This window comes from Streptomyces camelliae (assembly GCF_027625935.1).
Taxonomy (GTDB): Bacteria; Actinomycetota; Actinomycetes; order Streptomycetales; family Streptomycetaceae; genus Streptomyces; species Streptomyces camelliae.
Genome location: NZ_CP115300.1, coordinates 6,634,502 through 6,649,789, shown reverse-complemented (window position 1 = coordinate 6,649,789; position 15,288 = coordinate 6,634,502). Strand labels below are relative to the sequence as shown.

At 68.3% G+C, this 15,288-nt stretch carries 15 protein-coding genes and 1 riboswitch; of the genes, 3 read left to right on the top strand and 12 right to left on the bottom strand.

Annotated features, from left to right (window positions below; all coding sequences use genetic code 11):
- Nucleotides 1-107: 107 nt before the first annotated feature.
- Nucleotides 108-1,451: an NYN domain-containing protein gene (locus O1G22_RS30510; protein WP_225096774.1), complete on the bottom strand. Its 1,344-nt coding sequence runs from the start codon at nucleotides 1,449-1,451 to the stop codon at nucleotides 108-110.
- Nucleotides 1,452-1,492: 41 nt separating this feature from the next.
- Nucleotides 1,493-1,732 carry a hypothetical protein gene (locus O1G22_RS30505; RefSeq protein WP_225096775.1) on the bottom strand — a complete coding sequence of 80 codons (240 nt, stop codon included), beginning with the start codon at nucleotides 1,730-1,732 and terminating at the stop codon, nucleotides 1,493-1,495.
- Nucleotides 1,733-1,885: 153 nt separating this feature from the next.
- Here O1G22_RS30505 and O1G22_RS30500 point away from each other — a divergent pair, with 153 nt between their 5' ends.
- Both O1G22_RS30500 and O1G22_RS30495 read left to right on the top strand, forming a co-directional pair.
- Complete coding sequence (locus tag O1G22_RS30500; protein WP_270084253.1) at nucleotides 1,886-2,629, top strand: rhomboid family intramembrane serine protease; 744 nt, start codon at nucleotides 1,886-1,888, stop codon at nucleotides 2,627-2,629.
- Entirely contained in the window at nucleotides 2,626-2,907 is a 282-nt protein-coding gene (locus O1G22_RS30495) for an Lrp/AsnC family transcriptional regulator (protein ID WP_225096777.1), read from the top strand. Before O1G22_RS30500 ends, O1G22_RS30495 begins: the two co-directional genes overlap by 4 nt.
- Nucleotides 2,908-2,943: 36 nt before the next feature.
- Here O1G22_RS30495 and O1G22_RS30490 read toward each other — a convergent pair whose 3' ends face one another.
- The 6 genes from O1G22_RS30490 to ctaE form a co-directional block, all read right to left on the bottom strand.
- Nucleotides 2,944-4,320 carry an aminotransferase class V-fold PLP-dependent enzyme gene (locus tag O1G22_RS30490; protein WP_270084252.1) on the bottom strand — a complete coding sequence of 459 codons (1,377 nt, stop codon included), beginning with the start codon at nucleotides 4,318-4,320 and terminating at the stop codon, nucleotides 2,944-2,946.
- Between the two features lie 141 nt (nucleotides 4,321-4,461).
- Nucleotides 4,462-4,578: riboswitch (SAM riboswitch) on the bottom strand.
- Nucleotides 4,579-4,717: 139 nt separating this feature from the next.
- On the bottom strand, nucleotides 4,718-5,782 hold the full coding sequence (gene trpD, locus O1G22_RS30485) for an anthranilate phosphoribosyltransferase (protein WP_270084251.1): 1,065 nt from the start codon (nucleotides 5,780-5,782) through the stop codon (nucleotides 4,718-4,720).
- Between the two features lie 127 nt (nucleotides 5,783-5,909).
- Nucleotides 5,910-7,571, bottom strand: a complete 1,662-nt coding sequence (gene qcrB, locus O1G22_RS30480; protein WP_270084250.1) for a cytochrome bc1 complex cytochrome b subunit — start codon at nucleotides 7,569-7,571, stop codon at nucleotides 5,910-5,912.
- A complete protein-coding gene (gene qcrA / locus O1G22_RS30475) occupies nucleotides 7,568-8,626 on the bottom strand; it encodes a cytochrome bc1 complex Rieske iron-sulfur subunit (protein ID WP_270084249.1) in 1,059 nt (352 codons plus the stop codon). Before qcrA ends, qcrB begins: the two co-directional genes overlap by 4 nt.
- The gene (gene qcrC, locus O1G22_RS30470; RefSeq protein WP_270084248.1) at nucleotides 8,623-9,435 is read right to left on the bottom strand and encodes a cytochrome bc1 complex diheme cytochrome c subunit; all 813 of its coding nucleotides are present in this window, start codon (nucleotides 9,433-9,435) and stop codon (nucleotides 8,623-8,625) included. Before qcrC ends, qcrA begins: the two co-directional genes overlap by 4 nt.
- Before the next feature lie 62 nt (nucleotides 9,436-9,497).
- Nucleotides 9,498-10,118 (bottom strand): aa3-type cytochrome oxidase subunit III, encoded by a 621-nt coding sequence (gene ctaE, locus O1G22_RS30465; RefSeq protein WP_225096783.1) that lies wholly within the window; start codon nucleotides 10,116-10,118, stop codon nucleotides 9,498-9,500.
- A 166-nt stretch (nucleotides 10,119-10,284) separates the two neighbouring features.
- Between ctaE and O1G22_RS30460 the strand changes: the two genes are divergently transcribed.
- Entirely contained in the window at nucleotides 10,285-10,686 is a 402-nt protein-coding gene (locus tag O1G22_RS30460) for a response regulator (protein ID WP_270084247.1), read from the top strand.
- A 14-nt stretch (nucleotides 10,687-10,700) separates the two neighbouring features.
- Here O1G22_RS30460 and O1G22_RS30455 read toward each other — a convergent pair whose 3' ends face one another.
- The 4 genes from O1G22_RS30455 to ctaC all read right to left on the bottom strand — a co-directional run bounded on the left by O1G22_RS30455 (nucleotide 10,701) and on the right by ctaC (nucleotide 15,187).
- The gene (locus O1G22_RS30455) at nucleotides 10,701-11,966 is read right to left on the bottom strand and encodes a L,D-transpeptidase (RefSeq protein ID WP_270084246.1); all 1,266 of its coding nucleotides are present in this window, start codon (nucleotides 11,964-11,966) and stop codon (nucleotides 10,701-10,703) included.
- 139 nt (nucleotides 11,967-12,105) lie between these two features.
- Nucleotides 12,106-12,504 carry a cytochrome c oxidase subunit 4 gene (locus O1G22_RS30450; RefSeq protein ID WP_225096786.1) on the bottom strand — a complete coding sequence of 133 codons (399 nt, stop codon included), beginning with the start codon at nucleotides 12,502-12,504 and terminating at the stop codon, nucleotides 12,106-12,108.
- Entirely contained in the window at nucleotides 12,501-14,231 is a 1,731-nt protein-coding gene (ctaD, locus tag O1G22_RS30445) for an aa3-type cytochrome oxidase subunit I (RefSeq protein ID WP_225096787.1), read from the bottom strand. Before ctaD ends, O1G22_RS30450 begins: the two co-directional genes overlap by 4 nt.
- Complete coding sequence (ctaC, locus tag O1G22_RS30440; protein WP_270084245.1) at nucleotides 14,228-15,187, bottom strand: aa3-type cytochrome oxidase subunit II; 960 nt, start codon at nucleotides 15,185-15,187, stop codon at nucleotides 14,228-14,230. The genes ctaD and ctaC overlap by 4 nt, the downstream gene beginning before the upstream one ends.
- Nucleotides 15,188-15,288: the final 101 nt, after the last annotated feature.

Sequence of the window (15,288 nt, the reverse complement as noted above, 5' to 3'; positions counted from 1 at the left end):
TCACGCAATGCATTCTTTGCACAGAACTCACATGCAGTGATCCGCGATCGACACTACGTTGCGTGACGATACGGCCAATTCGGGCATTGCATATGCCCGTTGGGCCTTCAGGACAGTCGCTTGAGAAGCACCGCAGAGGCGACGGGACGGGCACCCGCCCTGGCGACCCCGTCGGCCACCTCACGGTCGGTGGAGGCGACGATGACCGGACGGCCCGGCGGCTCCGCGCGCACCAGCTGGCGGATCAGCTCGTCGGCCGTGACCCCCGGCTTGGAGAACAGCACCCGCACCCCGCGCGGCGGCGCGAGCAGCACCGGCGCGGCCAGTTCGGCGCCGTCGAAGACACAGGTCACCTCGGCGCCGGTCTGCGCGGCGAGCGCCGAGAGCTGGCCGAGCAGCCTCAGACGCTGCTTCTCCAGCGGCATCTGCGGATAGCCGGTCTTGGTGACGTTGTAGCCGTCGACCACCAGATGTGCCTGCGGCAGCGCGAGCAGCTGGTCGAGGATGGCCGGATCGTGCTCGGACAGGGCGCGCGCCGCGATGTCCTTCGGGGTCATCCGGCCCGGCTCGACGGCGTCCACGGTCTCCGCCGGCCGCACGGACACCGGCGGCAGGGCCAGCTCGCGCCGCAGGCCCTGGGTGGCGTCCAGCAGGGTGTCCAGCAGCAGCCGTACCCGCATGTCCTCCACGCTGCGGCCCTCGCGGGCGGCGCGGCGGGTGGCCTCCAGCGCCGCCTCGGCCTCACCGAGCCGGGACTTGAGCCGGCGGGACTCGCTCTCGGCGGACGACACCTGCGCCTGCGCCTCGGCCCGTACGGCGTCCATCTCGCCCTGGGCCTTGCGCAGCGCGGCCTCTCCCCGCTTGACGTCGCTGAGGGCGGCACGGAGCTTACGGTGCAGCGATTCCGCTTCCCTGCGCGCCGACTCCAGCTCCGCGCGCAGCCGTTCGGTCTCGGCGCGGGTGTGCTCACGGGCCTGGGCCAGCTCGGCGCGCAGCCGCTCCAGCTCGGCCCGGCTCTCCTCGTCGGCCCGCTCGGCGTCCGCGCGCTGGGCCTCCTCGCCGGCCGCGGCGACCAGCTTCACCCAGCCCGCCGGGCGCAGTACGTAGGCCGCGGCCGCCACGTCGAGCGGGTCCGCGGCCGGGGGCGGGGAACCGGAGTCGAGGGCGCCGGTCAGTTCCGGCTGCGCCTCTCTGAGCTTCTCCCCGATCCGCTGCCGGAACAGCGGATCGGTCTCCAGCGCCGCCGCCATCGCGTTCCCGGCGAACTTCGCCCGGCGACTGGGGGTGAACCGGGCGTACTGCCGCAACTGGGCGGGCAGTTCGGACACGGTCAGCCCGCCGAAGCCGTCCGAGACGATCTGCACGACCCGGCGGCGCACACCGTCGGGCAGCGGACGGTCAAGCACCTCAGCGGTGCCGTCGCCCGGCCCCCCGCCTGCGGTCTCCACCATCCGTCACACCCCACTAGTCCACTTCTTCGGGACCGCTCCGCTCAGGAGTCGGCGCCCGGCCTGTCCACGAGTTCCACCTGGTCCACCGCGTTGCACCAGCGGCAGCGCACCGATTCGATGGTCTCACTGACCACCTCGCGCTCCTCCACCGTGGGCTCTCCGGCCAGATCGAGGTGGACGTACTCGACGACCTTCGACGAACGGGTCACGTCGAACCGGGTCAGGTTGCCGCACAGAGTGCAGCGCCACCGGGTGGTCGCGGTCGGCAGGGGAACCGTCATCGTGGCAGTCCGCTTCCTTCTCGTCTCTGTCCGCGCCGTCGGCCGACGCGTGTGGCTCGTAACCCTACGGCCTGGCGGGTACTCGCCGCCCGTCCGTCCATGACGGCGAGGCGGTCTGTTGGCATGCGTCCCGTTACGTCATGCTCTGTATTCATGATCAGCGAGTGGAGCACCGCGGCCGGCCGGACCCTCAGAGCGGTGCGGAGCACCTCGGCGCCCCTCACCTACGGCCTCATCGCCCTGTGCTGTCTGCTCTTCGTCCTCGGCCCGGCCTCCGGACTCACCCCGGCCTACGGCTCCGGGGACGCCCTCGCGGCCGCGCAGCGGGCCTACTTCCGGCACTGGGGCGTGGTGCCGGCCGAGCTGTTCCACAGGCCGGCCCGCGAGGCCCTCACGCCTGCCACGGCCCTGTTCGTGCACGGCAGCTGGGTCCATCTGCTCGGCAACATGCTCTTCCTCTTCGTCTTCGGGGCGATGACCGAGGAACGCATGGGCCGCGTCGAGTTCACGCTCTTCTACACCGGCTGCGGCTACCTGGCCCTGCTGGGGTACGCGGTCGCCAACGCCGGCTCCGAGCAGTCGCTGGTGGGTGCCTCCGGGGCGATCTCGGCGGTCCTCGGTGCCTTTCTGTATCTCTTCCCCCGGGCCCGGGTGACCAGCCTTCTGCCGTTCCTGCTCTTCCTGCCGCTGCGGTTCCCCGCATGGGTCGTACTGCCGTTCTGGGCGGCGGTGCAGTGGGCGGCGGCCGAGCAGGCGTCCGACGGACCCGGGGTGGCGTATCTGGCGCATCTGGTGGGGTTCGGTCTGGGGTTCCTCTACGCGTGGGTGCGTTACGGGCGTGGGACTAGAGTGAAGTGCACCGCAGCTCCGGCACCCGAGGGAGAGAACCAGCCGTGATCACCGCGATCGTCCTCATCAAGACCAGCGTGGACCGGATCCCCGAGATCGCGGAGCAGATCGCTTCGCTGGAGTCGGTGAGCGAGGTTTTCTCCGTCACGGGCACCTATGACCTGATCGCGATGGTCCGGGTCCGCCGGCACGAGGACCTGGCGGACGTCATCCCCGGCCGGATCAGCAAGATCCCCGGCGTGGAGGCCACGGACACACATGTGGCGTTCCGGACGTACTCGCAGCACGACCTTGAGGCGGCCTTCGCGATCGGGCTGGACTCCTGATCGGCTGAAAGCCGCCTCGAACGGGGGTTCAGTCCCTCACACCGCCGGGACGCAGCGGCCGTCCTCCGTGCGGTACGTCCACTTGGCGCCCTCGGTCACCAGTTCCCGCACCGCGGTCACGAAGCGGTCCACGTGCTCGTCGGGGGTGCCCGCGCCGAAGCTCACGCGGATGGCGTTGAGGGACTTCTCCCCCGGCGCCGCCTCGGGGGCGCCGCACTCGCCCTGGGTCTGCGGGTCGCTGCCGAGCAGCGTGCGGACCAGGGGGTGGGCGCAGAAGAGGCCGTCGCGGACGCCGATGCCGTACTCGGCGGAGAGCGCGGCGGCGAAGTGGGAGCTGTTCCAGCCCTCCACCACGAAGGAGATCACGCCGACGCGCGGGGCGTCGTCCCCGAACAGCGACAGCACCTTCACCTGCGGGACCTCGGCCAGACCCGCCCGGACCTTGCCGATCAGGTACTGCTCGCGGGCGACCAGGGTGTCCCAGCCGGCCTCGGTGAGCGCCTTGCAGGCCGACGCGATGGAGTAGGCGCCGATGACGTTCGGCGAGCCCGCCTCGTGCCGGGCGGCGCTCTCGTGCCACTCCACGGCGACTCCCCCGTCCGGGCGCCGGGTCACCTTGCGGCTGGCGCCGCCGCCCGCGAGGTACGGCTCGGCCGCGCGCAGCCAGTCGGCGCGGCCCGCGAGGACTCCGGAGCCGAAGGGGGCGTACAGCTTGTGCCCGGAGAAGGCGACCCAGTCGACGTCCAGGTCGCGGACGTCCACCGGGTGGTGCGGGGCGAGCTGGGCGGCGTCCAGGACGATCCGGGCGCCGTGGGCGTGCGCGGCGGCGGTCAGCTCGCGCACCGGCCACAGCTCGCCGGTGACATTGGAGGCGCCGGTGACGCAGACCAGGGCCGGGCCGTGCCCCGCTTGAACAGATGCAGTGCGGTCGGCGAGGGCCCGCTCCAGGGTCTCCACGGCCTGCCGCGGGGTGCGCGGGGCGTCGAGGTAGGTGACGTTCGCGTCCTGCCAGGGCAGCAGGGAGGCGTGGTGCTCGGTCTCGAAGACGAAGACCTCGCAGCCGGCCGGGATCGCCCGGGCCAGCAGGTTCAGGGAGTCGGTCGTGGAGCGGGTGAAGACCACCTGGTCGTCGGCGCGGCAGCCGAGGAACTCGGCGACCGTCCGGCGGGCGTTCTCGAACAGGTCGGTGGAGAGCTGCGAGAGGTAGCCGGCACCGCGGTGGACGCTGCCGTAGTACGGCGCGTAGGCGGCGACGTCGTCCCAGACGCGCTGGAGGGCGGGGGCGCTGGCCGCGTAGTCGAGGGCCGCGTAGGTGACCTCGCCACCGGTGACGAGCGGGACCGTGACATCCCGGCCCAGAACGGGCAACGGGGAGCAGACGGACTGGTCGGCGGCAGCGGTGAAGACAGACATGGGGGAACTCCCGTGAGAACGTACGGCGAGACGGCGTACGGAGAAGAGAAAAGGGTGTGCGGAGGCGGGGCTCTGCGGCCCTATCGCATTCGCTTGCTCACGGAAGGCTCCTCGACGACCAGGACCCCTGGCTGATCGAGGGGTCCGCGCTTGCCGTAGACCTCTCTGCCTACGACCTGGTCTTCACCCGGGGCACCCCGCCACGGACGGAGGGTTGCCGGACAGCCGGCCGGGGCCTGAAGGCTGTCACTCATGACCTGATCAGGAAGCTAGCCGAGCTGATCACCGTCACGCAAGTCGTGTCCGTATGCCGGGCACGTTTCTCCGCCGCGACGGCGATCAGCCACGACGGCGCGGTCCGGCGGTGCCGAACTCGCCGTCACCCATGTGTGGCCGGCTAGCGATTCGTGGCGGCCACCCACCGCTCCAGCGCCTGCTTCGCCGCACCCGAGTCGATCGACTCGGCGGCCTGGGCCATGCCGGCCCGGATCTGTTCGGTCAGCGAGGCGTCCACCGGGTTCAGGGCGACCAGGGCCGCCGCCGAGTTCAGCAGCACGGCGTCCCGGACCGGGCCCCGCTCGCCGTCGAGGAGGCGGCGGGCCACCTCCGCGTTGTGGGCCGGGTCGCCGCCGCGCAGGGCCTCCAGGGGGACGAGGTCGATGCCCGCCTCGCGCGGGTCGAAGACCTCCTCGGTGACCTTACCGTCCCTGACGACCCAGACATGGGAGGTGGCCGTGGTCGTCAGCTCGTCCAGGCCGTCGTCGCCACGGAAGACCAGCGCGGAGTTGCCGCGCTCCGCGAGCACGCCCGCGACGATCGGCGCCTCCCGCGCGACGGCCACGCCGACCGCCTGGGAACGCACCTTCGCCGGGTTGGTCAGCGGACCGAGCAGGTTGAACACCGTCCGGATGCCCAACTGACCGCGGGCGGCGCCCACATGACGCAGCGCCGGGTGGAACTTGACCGCGAAACAGAAGGTGATGCCGGCCTCGTCGGCGACCTCGGCCACCCGCCGGGGCGTGAGGTCGAGGTTGACGCCCAGCCTCTCCAGGACGTCGGAGGCCCCGGAGGCGGAGGAGGCGGCGCGGTTGCCGTGCTTGACCACCTTGGCGCCCGTACCGGCGACGACCAGCGAGGACATCGTGGAGATGTTCACCGTCCTCGCCCCGTCACCGCCGGTGCCGACGATGTCGACGGTGCGGCCCGGCACCTCGATCACGTTCGCGTGCTCGTACATCGTGCGGACCAGACCGGTGATCTCCTCGACCGTCTGGCCCTTGGCCCGCAGCGCCACCGCGAACCCGGCGATCTGCGCGTCGGTCGCCTCGCCGCGCATGATCCGGTCCATCGCCCACGCGGTGTCGTCGGCGGACAGGTCCTGGCCGCCGAGCAGGCCGTTCAGCAGGGCGGGCCAGGAGCGGCCCGCCGCGGTGTCGCCTCCAGCGGGGGTCACAGCGCTCATAGCCGCTCCTGGGGTGTCGTACCGGTAAAACCAATGGCTGTTCCCAGCCTATCGGCCCCGGCACACGGCGAAGGGCCCCGTCCGCAAGCCGGACGGGGCCCTTCAGCGTGGCGTGGCGACGCGTGGATCAGTGGTGGCCGTGGCCGCTCGTGATCTCCTTGTATTCCTCGACGGTGGCCTTCGGGATCTGGTTGTCCTCGCCGTAGTAGGCGCTGGACAGCTTCACCCGCAGCTTCTCCGAGGCCGGGATCTTGCGCTCGACACCGTTCTCGTCGACCGCCGGGCCGACCTGGGCCGGCTCGTACTGGTGGTGAGCCGTGAGGGTGTGCAGCTGCTCCTGGCTGAGCGGCTCGTGCACCTCGATGAACTCACCGTGCGGCAGGCGCTTGATGATGCCGGTCTCGCGACCGTGCAGCACCTTCTCGCGGTCCCGGCGCTGCAGACCCATGCAGATCCGCTTGGTGACGATGAACGCGATGACCGGGCCGACGAAGAAGCCGATCCGGACGAACCAGGTGACGTCGTTGATCGACAGGTGGAAGTGGGTGGCCCACAGGTCGTTGCCACCGCCGACCAGGCCGATCATGTAGACCGTCACCCAGGCGACACCGAAGCCGGTACGGGTCGGGGCGTTGCGGGGGCGGTCCAGGATGTGGTGCTCGCTCTTGTCGCCGGTGACCCAGGACTCGATGAACGGGTAGACCGCGATCGCCGCCAGGACGAGACCGAAGAGCACCAGCGGGATGAACACGCCCAGGACGAGCGTGTGACCCCAGAAGTTGATCTCCCAGCCCGGCATGTAGCGGATCAGACCCTCGGCGAAGCCCATGTACCAGTCGGGCTGGGCGCCGGTGGACACCTGGTCCGGACGGTAGGGGCCCATGGCCCAGATCGGGTTGATCTGAGCGACCGCCGCGATGGCCGCGATGACACCGAAGACCAGGAAGAAGAAGCCTCCGGCCTTGGCCATGTACACCGGCAGCAGCGGCATGCCGACGACGTTCTTCTCGCTCTTTCCGGGGCCCGCGAACTGCGTGTGCTTGTGGTAGAAGACCAGGATCAGGTGCGCCACCATCAGGCCGAGCATGATGCCCGGCAGCAGCAGGATGTGGATCGAGTAGAACCGGGCGACGAAGTCGTGACCGGGGAACTGGCCGCCGAAGAGGAACATCGAGATGTACGTGCCGACGATCGGGATCGACAGGATCGCACCCTCGGTGAAGCGCACACCGGTGCCGGAGAGCAGGTCGTCCGGGAGCGAGTAACCGGTGAAGCCGGTGAACATGCCGAGGACGAACAGCAGGAAGCCGAACAGCCAGTTGATCTCACGCGGCTTGCGGAACGCGCCGGTGAAGAACACGCGCATCATGTGCACGAACATGCCCGCGAGGAAGATCAGCGCGGCCCAGTGGTGGATCTGCCGGATGAGCAGACCACCACGCACGTCGAAGGAGATGTGCACGGTCGAGTTGAACGCCTCGGACATCAGCTGTCCCTGGAGCGGGACATACGAGCCGTGGTACACGACCTCGTTCATCGACGGGTGGAAGAACAGCGTCAGATAGACACCCGTCAGGATGATGATGATGAAGCTGTACATGCACACTTCGCCCAACATGAACGACCAGTGGTCGGGGAAGATCTTGCGCATGTTGCTCTTGGCCAGGGAGTAGATCCCCAGGCGGCCGTCGACCCAGTCGGCGACGCGCTCGCCGGCCGGGGCGTTCCCGCGAGAGCGGCCCGCCGCGGCAGCGGCAGATGGGTTCGTGTCGTTCGCGTTAGTGCTCATCCGCGCTCCCAGAATGCAGGACCGACGGGCTCCTCGAAGTCGCCGAGCGCCTGGAGGTAACCGTCACTGTCCACGCCGATGCGCAGCTGCGGCAGGGCGTGGCCGGCGGGACCGAAGATCACTCGGGCACCGTCGGAGAGGTCGAAGGTGGACTGGTGGCACGGGCACAGCACGTGGTGCGTCTGCTGCTCGTACAGCGAGATCGGGCAGCCGACGTGGGTGCAGATCTTCGAGAAGGCGACGATGCCCTCGTGCGACCAGTCGAGCTCGCGCTTGTCCTTGATGTTGCCCGGCTGCAGCCGGACGATCATCAGGGCGGCCTTGGCGATCTCGTTCTGGAAGTCCTCGTTCGTCTCCTCCAGGCCGTCGGGCTTGGCGAAGGTGAGCGAGCCGACCATGACGTCCTCGGGACGCAGCGGCTGGTTCGTGTTCATGTTGACCAGGCGCTTGCCCTTGGCCCACATGGTGTGCCGCAGCTTGGACTTCGGCGCCGGGCCGAGACCGCCGAGCAGGAAGACGGCGGAGAGCGGCATCAGGGTCAGCGCGCCGAACATCGTGTTGCGGATCAGCTTGCGCCGGCCGAGACCGGACTCCTCGGCACCCTGGCGGAAGTCCGCCATGACCTTCGCCTTGAGCTCCGGCGGGGCCTCGATCGCGTGCCGCTCGTCGGCCATCTCCACGTCGGACATCAGGGTGCGGGCCCAGTGGACCGCGCCCGCGCCGATGCAGAACAGCGCCGCACCGAGGGTCAGACCCAGCGCGAAGTTCAGCGCGCTGATGTGCCCGATCGGGAAGACGAAGATCGACTTGTCGTGCGGGATGGCCAGGTAGGAGGCGATGAAGCCGACGGTGGCCAGCATCGACACCGTGAACAGCAGGGCGACGACGCGCTCGGACCGCTTGGCGGCCCGCTCGTCGATGTCCTGGATACGGTGCTCGTGCGGGGGCAGGCCCGGGTCGGCGAACGGGTTCTTCTCGTCCGCCACGCTCACGGCGCCGTGCGCGTGCTCCTGCTCAGCGGGCAGGTTCTCTTCTGGAATGTCTTGGCTACTCATGACTTCTTGGCCTTTGCGGTCCGAGCGGCGACCCAGACGGCGACCGCGATCAGCGCGCCGAGGCCGAAGATCCAGGCGAACAGACCCTCACTGACCGGCCCGATGCCGCCCAGCTCCAGACCGCCCGGGTTCTCCGTCTTGTCGCCGTTGACCGCGTTCAGGTACGCGATGATGTCCTTCTTGTTCTTCGACGTCATCGTGGTGTCGGGGAAGGACGGCATGTTCTGCGGGCCCGTCTGCATGGCCTCGTAGATGTGCTTCGGAGCGACACCCTCCAGGCTGGGCGCGAACTTGCCCTTGGTCAGGGCACCGCCCTTGCCGGTGAAGTTGTGGCACTGCGCGCAGTTGGTGCGGAACAGCTCGCCACCCTTGGCGATGTCCGCCCCGTCCGGGCCGTACTGGTCCTTGGTGGGGATGCTCGGGCCGGCGCCCAGCGAGGCGACGTACGCGGCGAGCTGGTCGATCTGCGTCTGGTTGTAGATGACCTTCTTGCGCGGGACCTGGGCGCCCTGCGAGGTGGCGGCCGGCATACGGCCCGTGCCGACCTGGAAGTCGACGGCCGCGGCGCCCACGCCGACCAGGCTCGGCCCGTCGGAGGAGCCCTGGCCACCGGTGCCGTGGCAGCTGGCGCAGCCGACCTCGTAGAGCTTCTTGCCCTCCTTGATGGTCAGGGACTGGGAGGTTTCATCGGCCTGCGCCTTGCCCGCGGGTGCGAACGCGGCGTACAGCCCCCCAGTGGCCGCCAGCGCGAGGAGTAGGACGACGACCGCCGCCAGCGGATGGCGTCGTCGTGCGGAGAGCTTTTTCACGGATTACCCCGGTGTCAGGATCTTCTGCGTCGATGCTTCTGGATGTGCGGGAGCCGGTCCCGCTACTTGATCAGGTAGATCGTGGCGAAGAGGCCGATCCAGACCACGTCGACGAAGTGCCAGTAGTAGGACACGACGATGGCGGCGGTCGCCTGCTCGTGAGTGAACCTCTTGGCCATGTAGGTGCGGCCGAGGACCAGCAGGAAGGCGATGAGACCGCCCGTCACGTGCAGGCCGTGGAAGCCGGTGGTCAGGTAGAACACCGAGCCGTACGGGTCCGAGGACAGCGAGATGCCCTCGTCCTTCACCAGGCTCGTGTACTCGTAGATCTGACCGCCGATGAAGATCGCACCCATGATGAAGGTGACGATGAACCACATGCGGAGCTTCTTCACGTCACCGCGCTCGGCCGCGAACACGCCGAGCTGGCAGGTGAGCGAGGAGAGCACCAGGATCGTGGTGTTCGTCGCCGAGAAGGGCACATTGAGCGCGTCGGCCATGTGCTTCCAGTGCGCCGGACCCGTCACCGATCGCAGGGTGAAGTACATCGCGAAGAGGGCCGCGAAGAACATCAGCTCGGAACTCAGCCAGATGATGGTTCCGACGCTGGTGAGGTTCGGTCGATTGACCGACGGGTGCGCGTGCCCGGTTTCTACTGTCGTTGCTGTCGCCACGACCGACATTATGTCGGTCGCTTATCCCGCCCTCACTCCGGGGGGTGCCGTTCGGAGTGTTGCTGCCCGCCGAACCAGTGTTGACGTGGTGTTCATGGGGACTTCGACGGGAGTAACATCCGGCCGAACGGCCCTGTCCGTCCCGTCCGTACGACGCTGACGTCCCGGAGGAACCATGCAGCCGACCGCCACCGTGCTGGTCTACAGCGACGACTCCAACACCCGCGAGCAGGTACGGATGGCCGCCGGCCGCAGGCCGGCTCCCGACGTCCCCTTTGTCGAGTTCGTGGAGTGTGCGACGCCCGACGCCGTGCTGCGTGAGCTGGACAAGGGCGGGATCGACGTCTGTGTGCTCGACGGTGAGGCCGTGCCGATGGGGGGCATGGGGGTGTGCCGGCAGATCAAGGACGAGGTGTTCAACTGCCCGCCGGTGCTGCTGCTCATGGGCCGCCCTCAGGATGCGTGGCTGGCCACGTGGAGCCGGGCCGATGCCGCGGTGACCCTTCCGGTGGACCCTGTCGAGTTCGCCGCCTCGCTCGCTTCTCTGTTGCGGCACAAGCGGTTGTTGAGCGCGTAGGAGCTCGGGGCGCCTCACAGTGCCGTCGGCTGAAGGCGTACCGCCTGTCCGGGCGCCTGGCCGTCCGGCGTGGCCTTGGTCAGGGCGCTGCCGGTGCCCCACTTCTTCCAGTCGACGTTCCAGTCGCCGAAGCCGTTGCCGAAGGGCTCCATCTGCCGGCCGCCCGAGTTGACGACCTTGACGATGTCGCCCAGACGGACAGTGTTGAAAAGCCACTCGGCGTTCGCCGTACTCATGCCGATGCAGCCGTGGCTGACGTTCGCATAGCCCTGGGAGCCCACGGACCAGGGGGCGGCGTGGACGTACTCGCCGGACCAGGTCTCCCGGATGGCGTAGTAGACCGACAGGTCGTAGGAGTCCGAGGTGCCCTCGGCGATGCCGACCGTGGTGCCGCGCATCCGTACGAAGTACTGCTTGTCCATGATGACCTTGACACCGTTGCGGGTCTCCCATCCGGGCCTGCCGGTGGTGACCGGGATCTGGTTGATCGCCTGGCCGTTCCTGTAGACCGTCATCCGGTGCGCGGCGGCGTCCGTGACGGCCTCGATCCGGTCGCCGATGGTGAGCTTCAGCGGCTTGGAGGCGCCGCCCCACAGCCGGTCGCCGATCTTGATGCCGTCGAGGTTGCTGTGCACCGAGACGGTGGCGTGGACGGGCCAGTACTCCTTGGGCCGGTAGTGGAGTTCCTTGTCGCTCACCCAGTACCAGGAGCCCTGCACGGCCGGCGTGGAGTCCACCCGGAGGGCGCGCTCCACGACGGCGCGCTGCGCCTTGTCCTTCACCGCCTGGTCGAGTTCGGCGGTGATGGGCTGTCCGACCCCGTACTGGCCCGAGTTCGGGCCGAGCGTGATGTTCAGCCGTTTCTGGGCGGTGGGCTTGCCGGTCTCGAACGTGAGGACCTTGCGGCCGGGCGCGCCGTCGCCGTCCTCGGTGCTCACCGTGACCGTGTAGTGGGCGTTGGCGGCCAGCGGGGAGGTGCTGTGCCAGCGGCTGCCGTCGGCGGCGAGTTCGCCCGCCACATAGCGCCCTGCGGCGTCCTGGACGGTCACGTCGGTGATCCGGTCGTCACTGTCGTTGACGGTGATCTCCAGGGGCTTGTCCGGGTCGGCCTGCTTTCCCGCACCGGTGGGGCCGTTGAAGGAGATCAGGTCCGCCGCGTCGTACGGCTTGGCCGCGAGGGGGTTGCCGCCGTCCGAACCGCAGGCGGTGACGCACGTGCCGAGGGCGGTCAGCAGCAGCGCGCAGCTGACGACGGTGCGGGTCCGCGGAGTGTGGTTCATACGATCACGCTATGAGGCGTTGATCCCATTTGCGCGCCACGTAACCCGTACGAGGGACCGGCACTGCGCCACTTGCGGAAAAACAGGAAGCCCGGACTCTCCTGACGGAGTGTCCGGGCTTCCGGTGCGCTCTCACGTGCTACTGGGTGCGGTTCTCACCGTGGTAGTACTCGAACACCCAGCCGAACAGGCCGATCACGATGAACGGCGCGGAGAAGTAGATCAGCCACCAGCCGACCGCGATGCTGAGGAAGGCGATCGCACCGCCGAAGCCCAGCATGAGCGGCTGCCAGCTGTGCGGGCTGAAGAAGCCCAGCTCGCCCGCGTCGTCCGCGACGTCGGCCTCCTTGTCGTCCTGGGCGCCCGCGTCGACCCGCCGGGCGGTGAAGCCCAGGTAGAAGCCGATCATGACGCTCAGGCCGAAGGCCAGGAAGAGTGCGGTGGTACCGGCCGGCTCCTTCGACCACACGCCATAGACGATCGCCATGACGAGGATGAAGACGCTCAGCCAGATGAACATCCGGCCCTGGATCTTCACTTGCCGGCCTCCTTGCTGCCCGCGATGGCGCCGTGGCCGGCGTGCTCAAGCTGCTCCAGGGCAGCGATCTCGGGGTGGTGCAGGTCGAACGCCGGGGATTCGCTGCGGATCCGCGGCAGGGTGAGGAAGTTGTGCCGCGGCGGCGGGCAGGAGGTCGCCCACTCCAGCGAGCGGCCGTAGCCCCACGGGTCGTCGACCTCGACCTTCTTGCCGTACTTGGCCGTCTTCCACACGTTGTAGAGGAACGGCAGGATCGACAGGCCGAGCAGGAAGGAGCTGATGGTCGAGACCGTGTTCAGGGCGGTGAAGCCGTCGGCCGCCAGGTAGTCGGCGTAACGACGGGGCATGCCCTCGGCGCCCAGCCAGTGCTGGACCAGGAAGGTGCCGTGGAAGCCGATGAACAGCGTCCAGAAGGTGATCTTGCCGAGCCGCTCGTCCAGCATCTTGCCGGTCATCTTCGGCCACCAGAAGTGGAAGCCGGAGAACATCGCGAAGACGACCGTACCGAAGACCACGTAGTGGAAGTGGGCCACCACGAAGTACGAGTCGGAGACGTGGAAGTCCATCGGGGGCGAGGCCAGGATGACACCGGTCAGACCACCGAACGTGAAGGTGATCAGGAAGCCGGTCGCCCAGAGCATCGGCGTCTCGAAGGACAGCGAGCCCTTCCACATCGTGCCGATCCAGTTGAAGAACTTCACACCGGTCGGTACGGCGATCAGGAAGGTCATGAAGGAGAAGAACGGCAGGAGCACACCGCCGGTGACGTACATGTGGTGGGCCCACACGGTCACGGACAGACCGGCGATCGAGATGGTCGCGGCGATCAGACCCATGTAGCCGAACATCGGCTTACGGGAGAATACCGGGATCACTTCGGAAATGATTCCGAAGAATGGCAGCGCGATGATGTACACCTCTGGATGTCCGAAGAACCAGAAGAGGTGTTGCCATAGCAAGGCTCCGCCATTTGCCGCGTCGAACACATGGGCACCGAACTTGCGGTCCGCCTCCAGGGCGAACAGCGCGGCGGCCAGCACCGGGAAGGCGAGCAGGACCAGGACACCGGTCAGCAGCACGTTCCACACGAAGATCGGCATGCGGAACATGGTCATGCCCGGGGCGCGCATGCAGATGATCGTGGTGATGAAGTTGACCGAGCCGAGGATCGTACCGAAGCCGGAGAAGGCCAGACCCATGATCCACATGTCGGCGCCGACGCCCGGCGAGCGGACCGCGTCCGACAGCGGGGAGTAGGCGAACCAGCCGAAGTCGGCCGCGCCCTGCGGGGTGAGGAAGCCACCCACCGCGATGAGCGAGCCGAACAGGTACAGCCAGTAGGCGAACATGTTCAGCCGCGGGAACGCCACGTCGGGCGCGCCGATCTGCAGCGGCATGATCCAGTTCGCGAAACCGGCGAACAGCGGCGTCGCGAACATCAGCAGCATCACGGTGCCGTGCATCGTGAACGCCTGGTTGAACTGCTCGTTCGACATGATCTGCAGGCCCGGCCGGGCCAGCTCGGCGCGCATGAGGAGCGCCATCACGCCGCCGATCAGGAAGAACGCGAACGACGTCGTCAGATACAGCGTTCCGATGGTCTTGTGGTCGGTGGTCGTCAGCCACTTCACCACGACATTGCCGGGCTGCTTGCGCCTGACCGGCAGCTCGTTCTCGTACGAGTCCTCAGCTGCCGCGGCACCCTGGGGTTCGTTGAGGATGCTCACAGGTTGTTCGTCTCCCGGTTCTTCTCGTGGCTCGTCTGCGCGATGCCGGCGGGAATGTAACCGGTCTGCCCCTTCTTGGCGAGGTCCTTGAGGTGCTGCTCGTACGCCGCCGGGGAGACGACCTTCACGTTGAACAGCATCCGGGAGTGGTCGACGCCGCAGAGCTCGGCGCACTTGCCGAGGAAGGTGCCCTCCTGGTTGGGGGTCACCTGGAACGCGTTGGTGTGGCCCGGGATGACGTCCTGCTTCATCAGGAACGGCACCACCCAGAAGGAGTGGATGACGTCACGAGAGGTGAGGACGAAGCGGACCGTCTTGCCCTTGGGGAGCCAGAGCGTCGGACCGGGGTTGCCTGTCTGCGGGTTCCGCGTGGCGGGCGTGCCGGCGTCGTAGACACCGCCGGCGTTCGCCGGGAAGTCCTTCTTGAACCGGTCCGGAATGGCGTCCAGGTTCTTGTCGGTCTTGGCGTCGCCGGGGACACCGGGGACGTTCTCGACGTAGTTGAAGCCCCAGCTCCACTGGTAGCCGACCACGTTGATGGTGACGTCGGGCTTCTTGGAGAGGTCCAGAAGCTTCGACTCGTCCCGTGCCGTGAAGTAGAAGAGCACCGAGATGATGATGATCGGGACCACCGTGTACAGGGCCTCGATCGGCATGTTGTACCGGGTCTGCGGAGGTACCTCGACCTTGGTGCGGCTGCGCCGGTGGAAGAAAGCACTCCACAGGATCAGGCCCCACACCAGCACGCCGACGGCGAGCGCGGCAGCCCAGGAGCCCTGCCACAGGGAGAGGATCCGCGGAGCCTCTTCCGTGGTCGGGGTGGGCATGCCAAGGCGGGGGAAGTCCTTGTATGTGCAACCGGTTGCGGTCGCCAGGACCAGGCCCGCGGTCAGTGCCTGCAGCAGCTTCCGCCGCATCGGGCGCCGCGGCGAGCGGTCGGAGCCGTTGGGACTCACGTAGCGCCTTCCCGAGAGTCTCGCCCGCGCGGTCGGCTGCGGCCTTCTCGCTGGTCGGTCGCCGCCCTGCGTCGGGCAGGGGTTTGGATGTTTATGCGGAC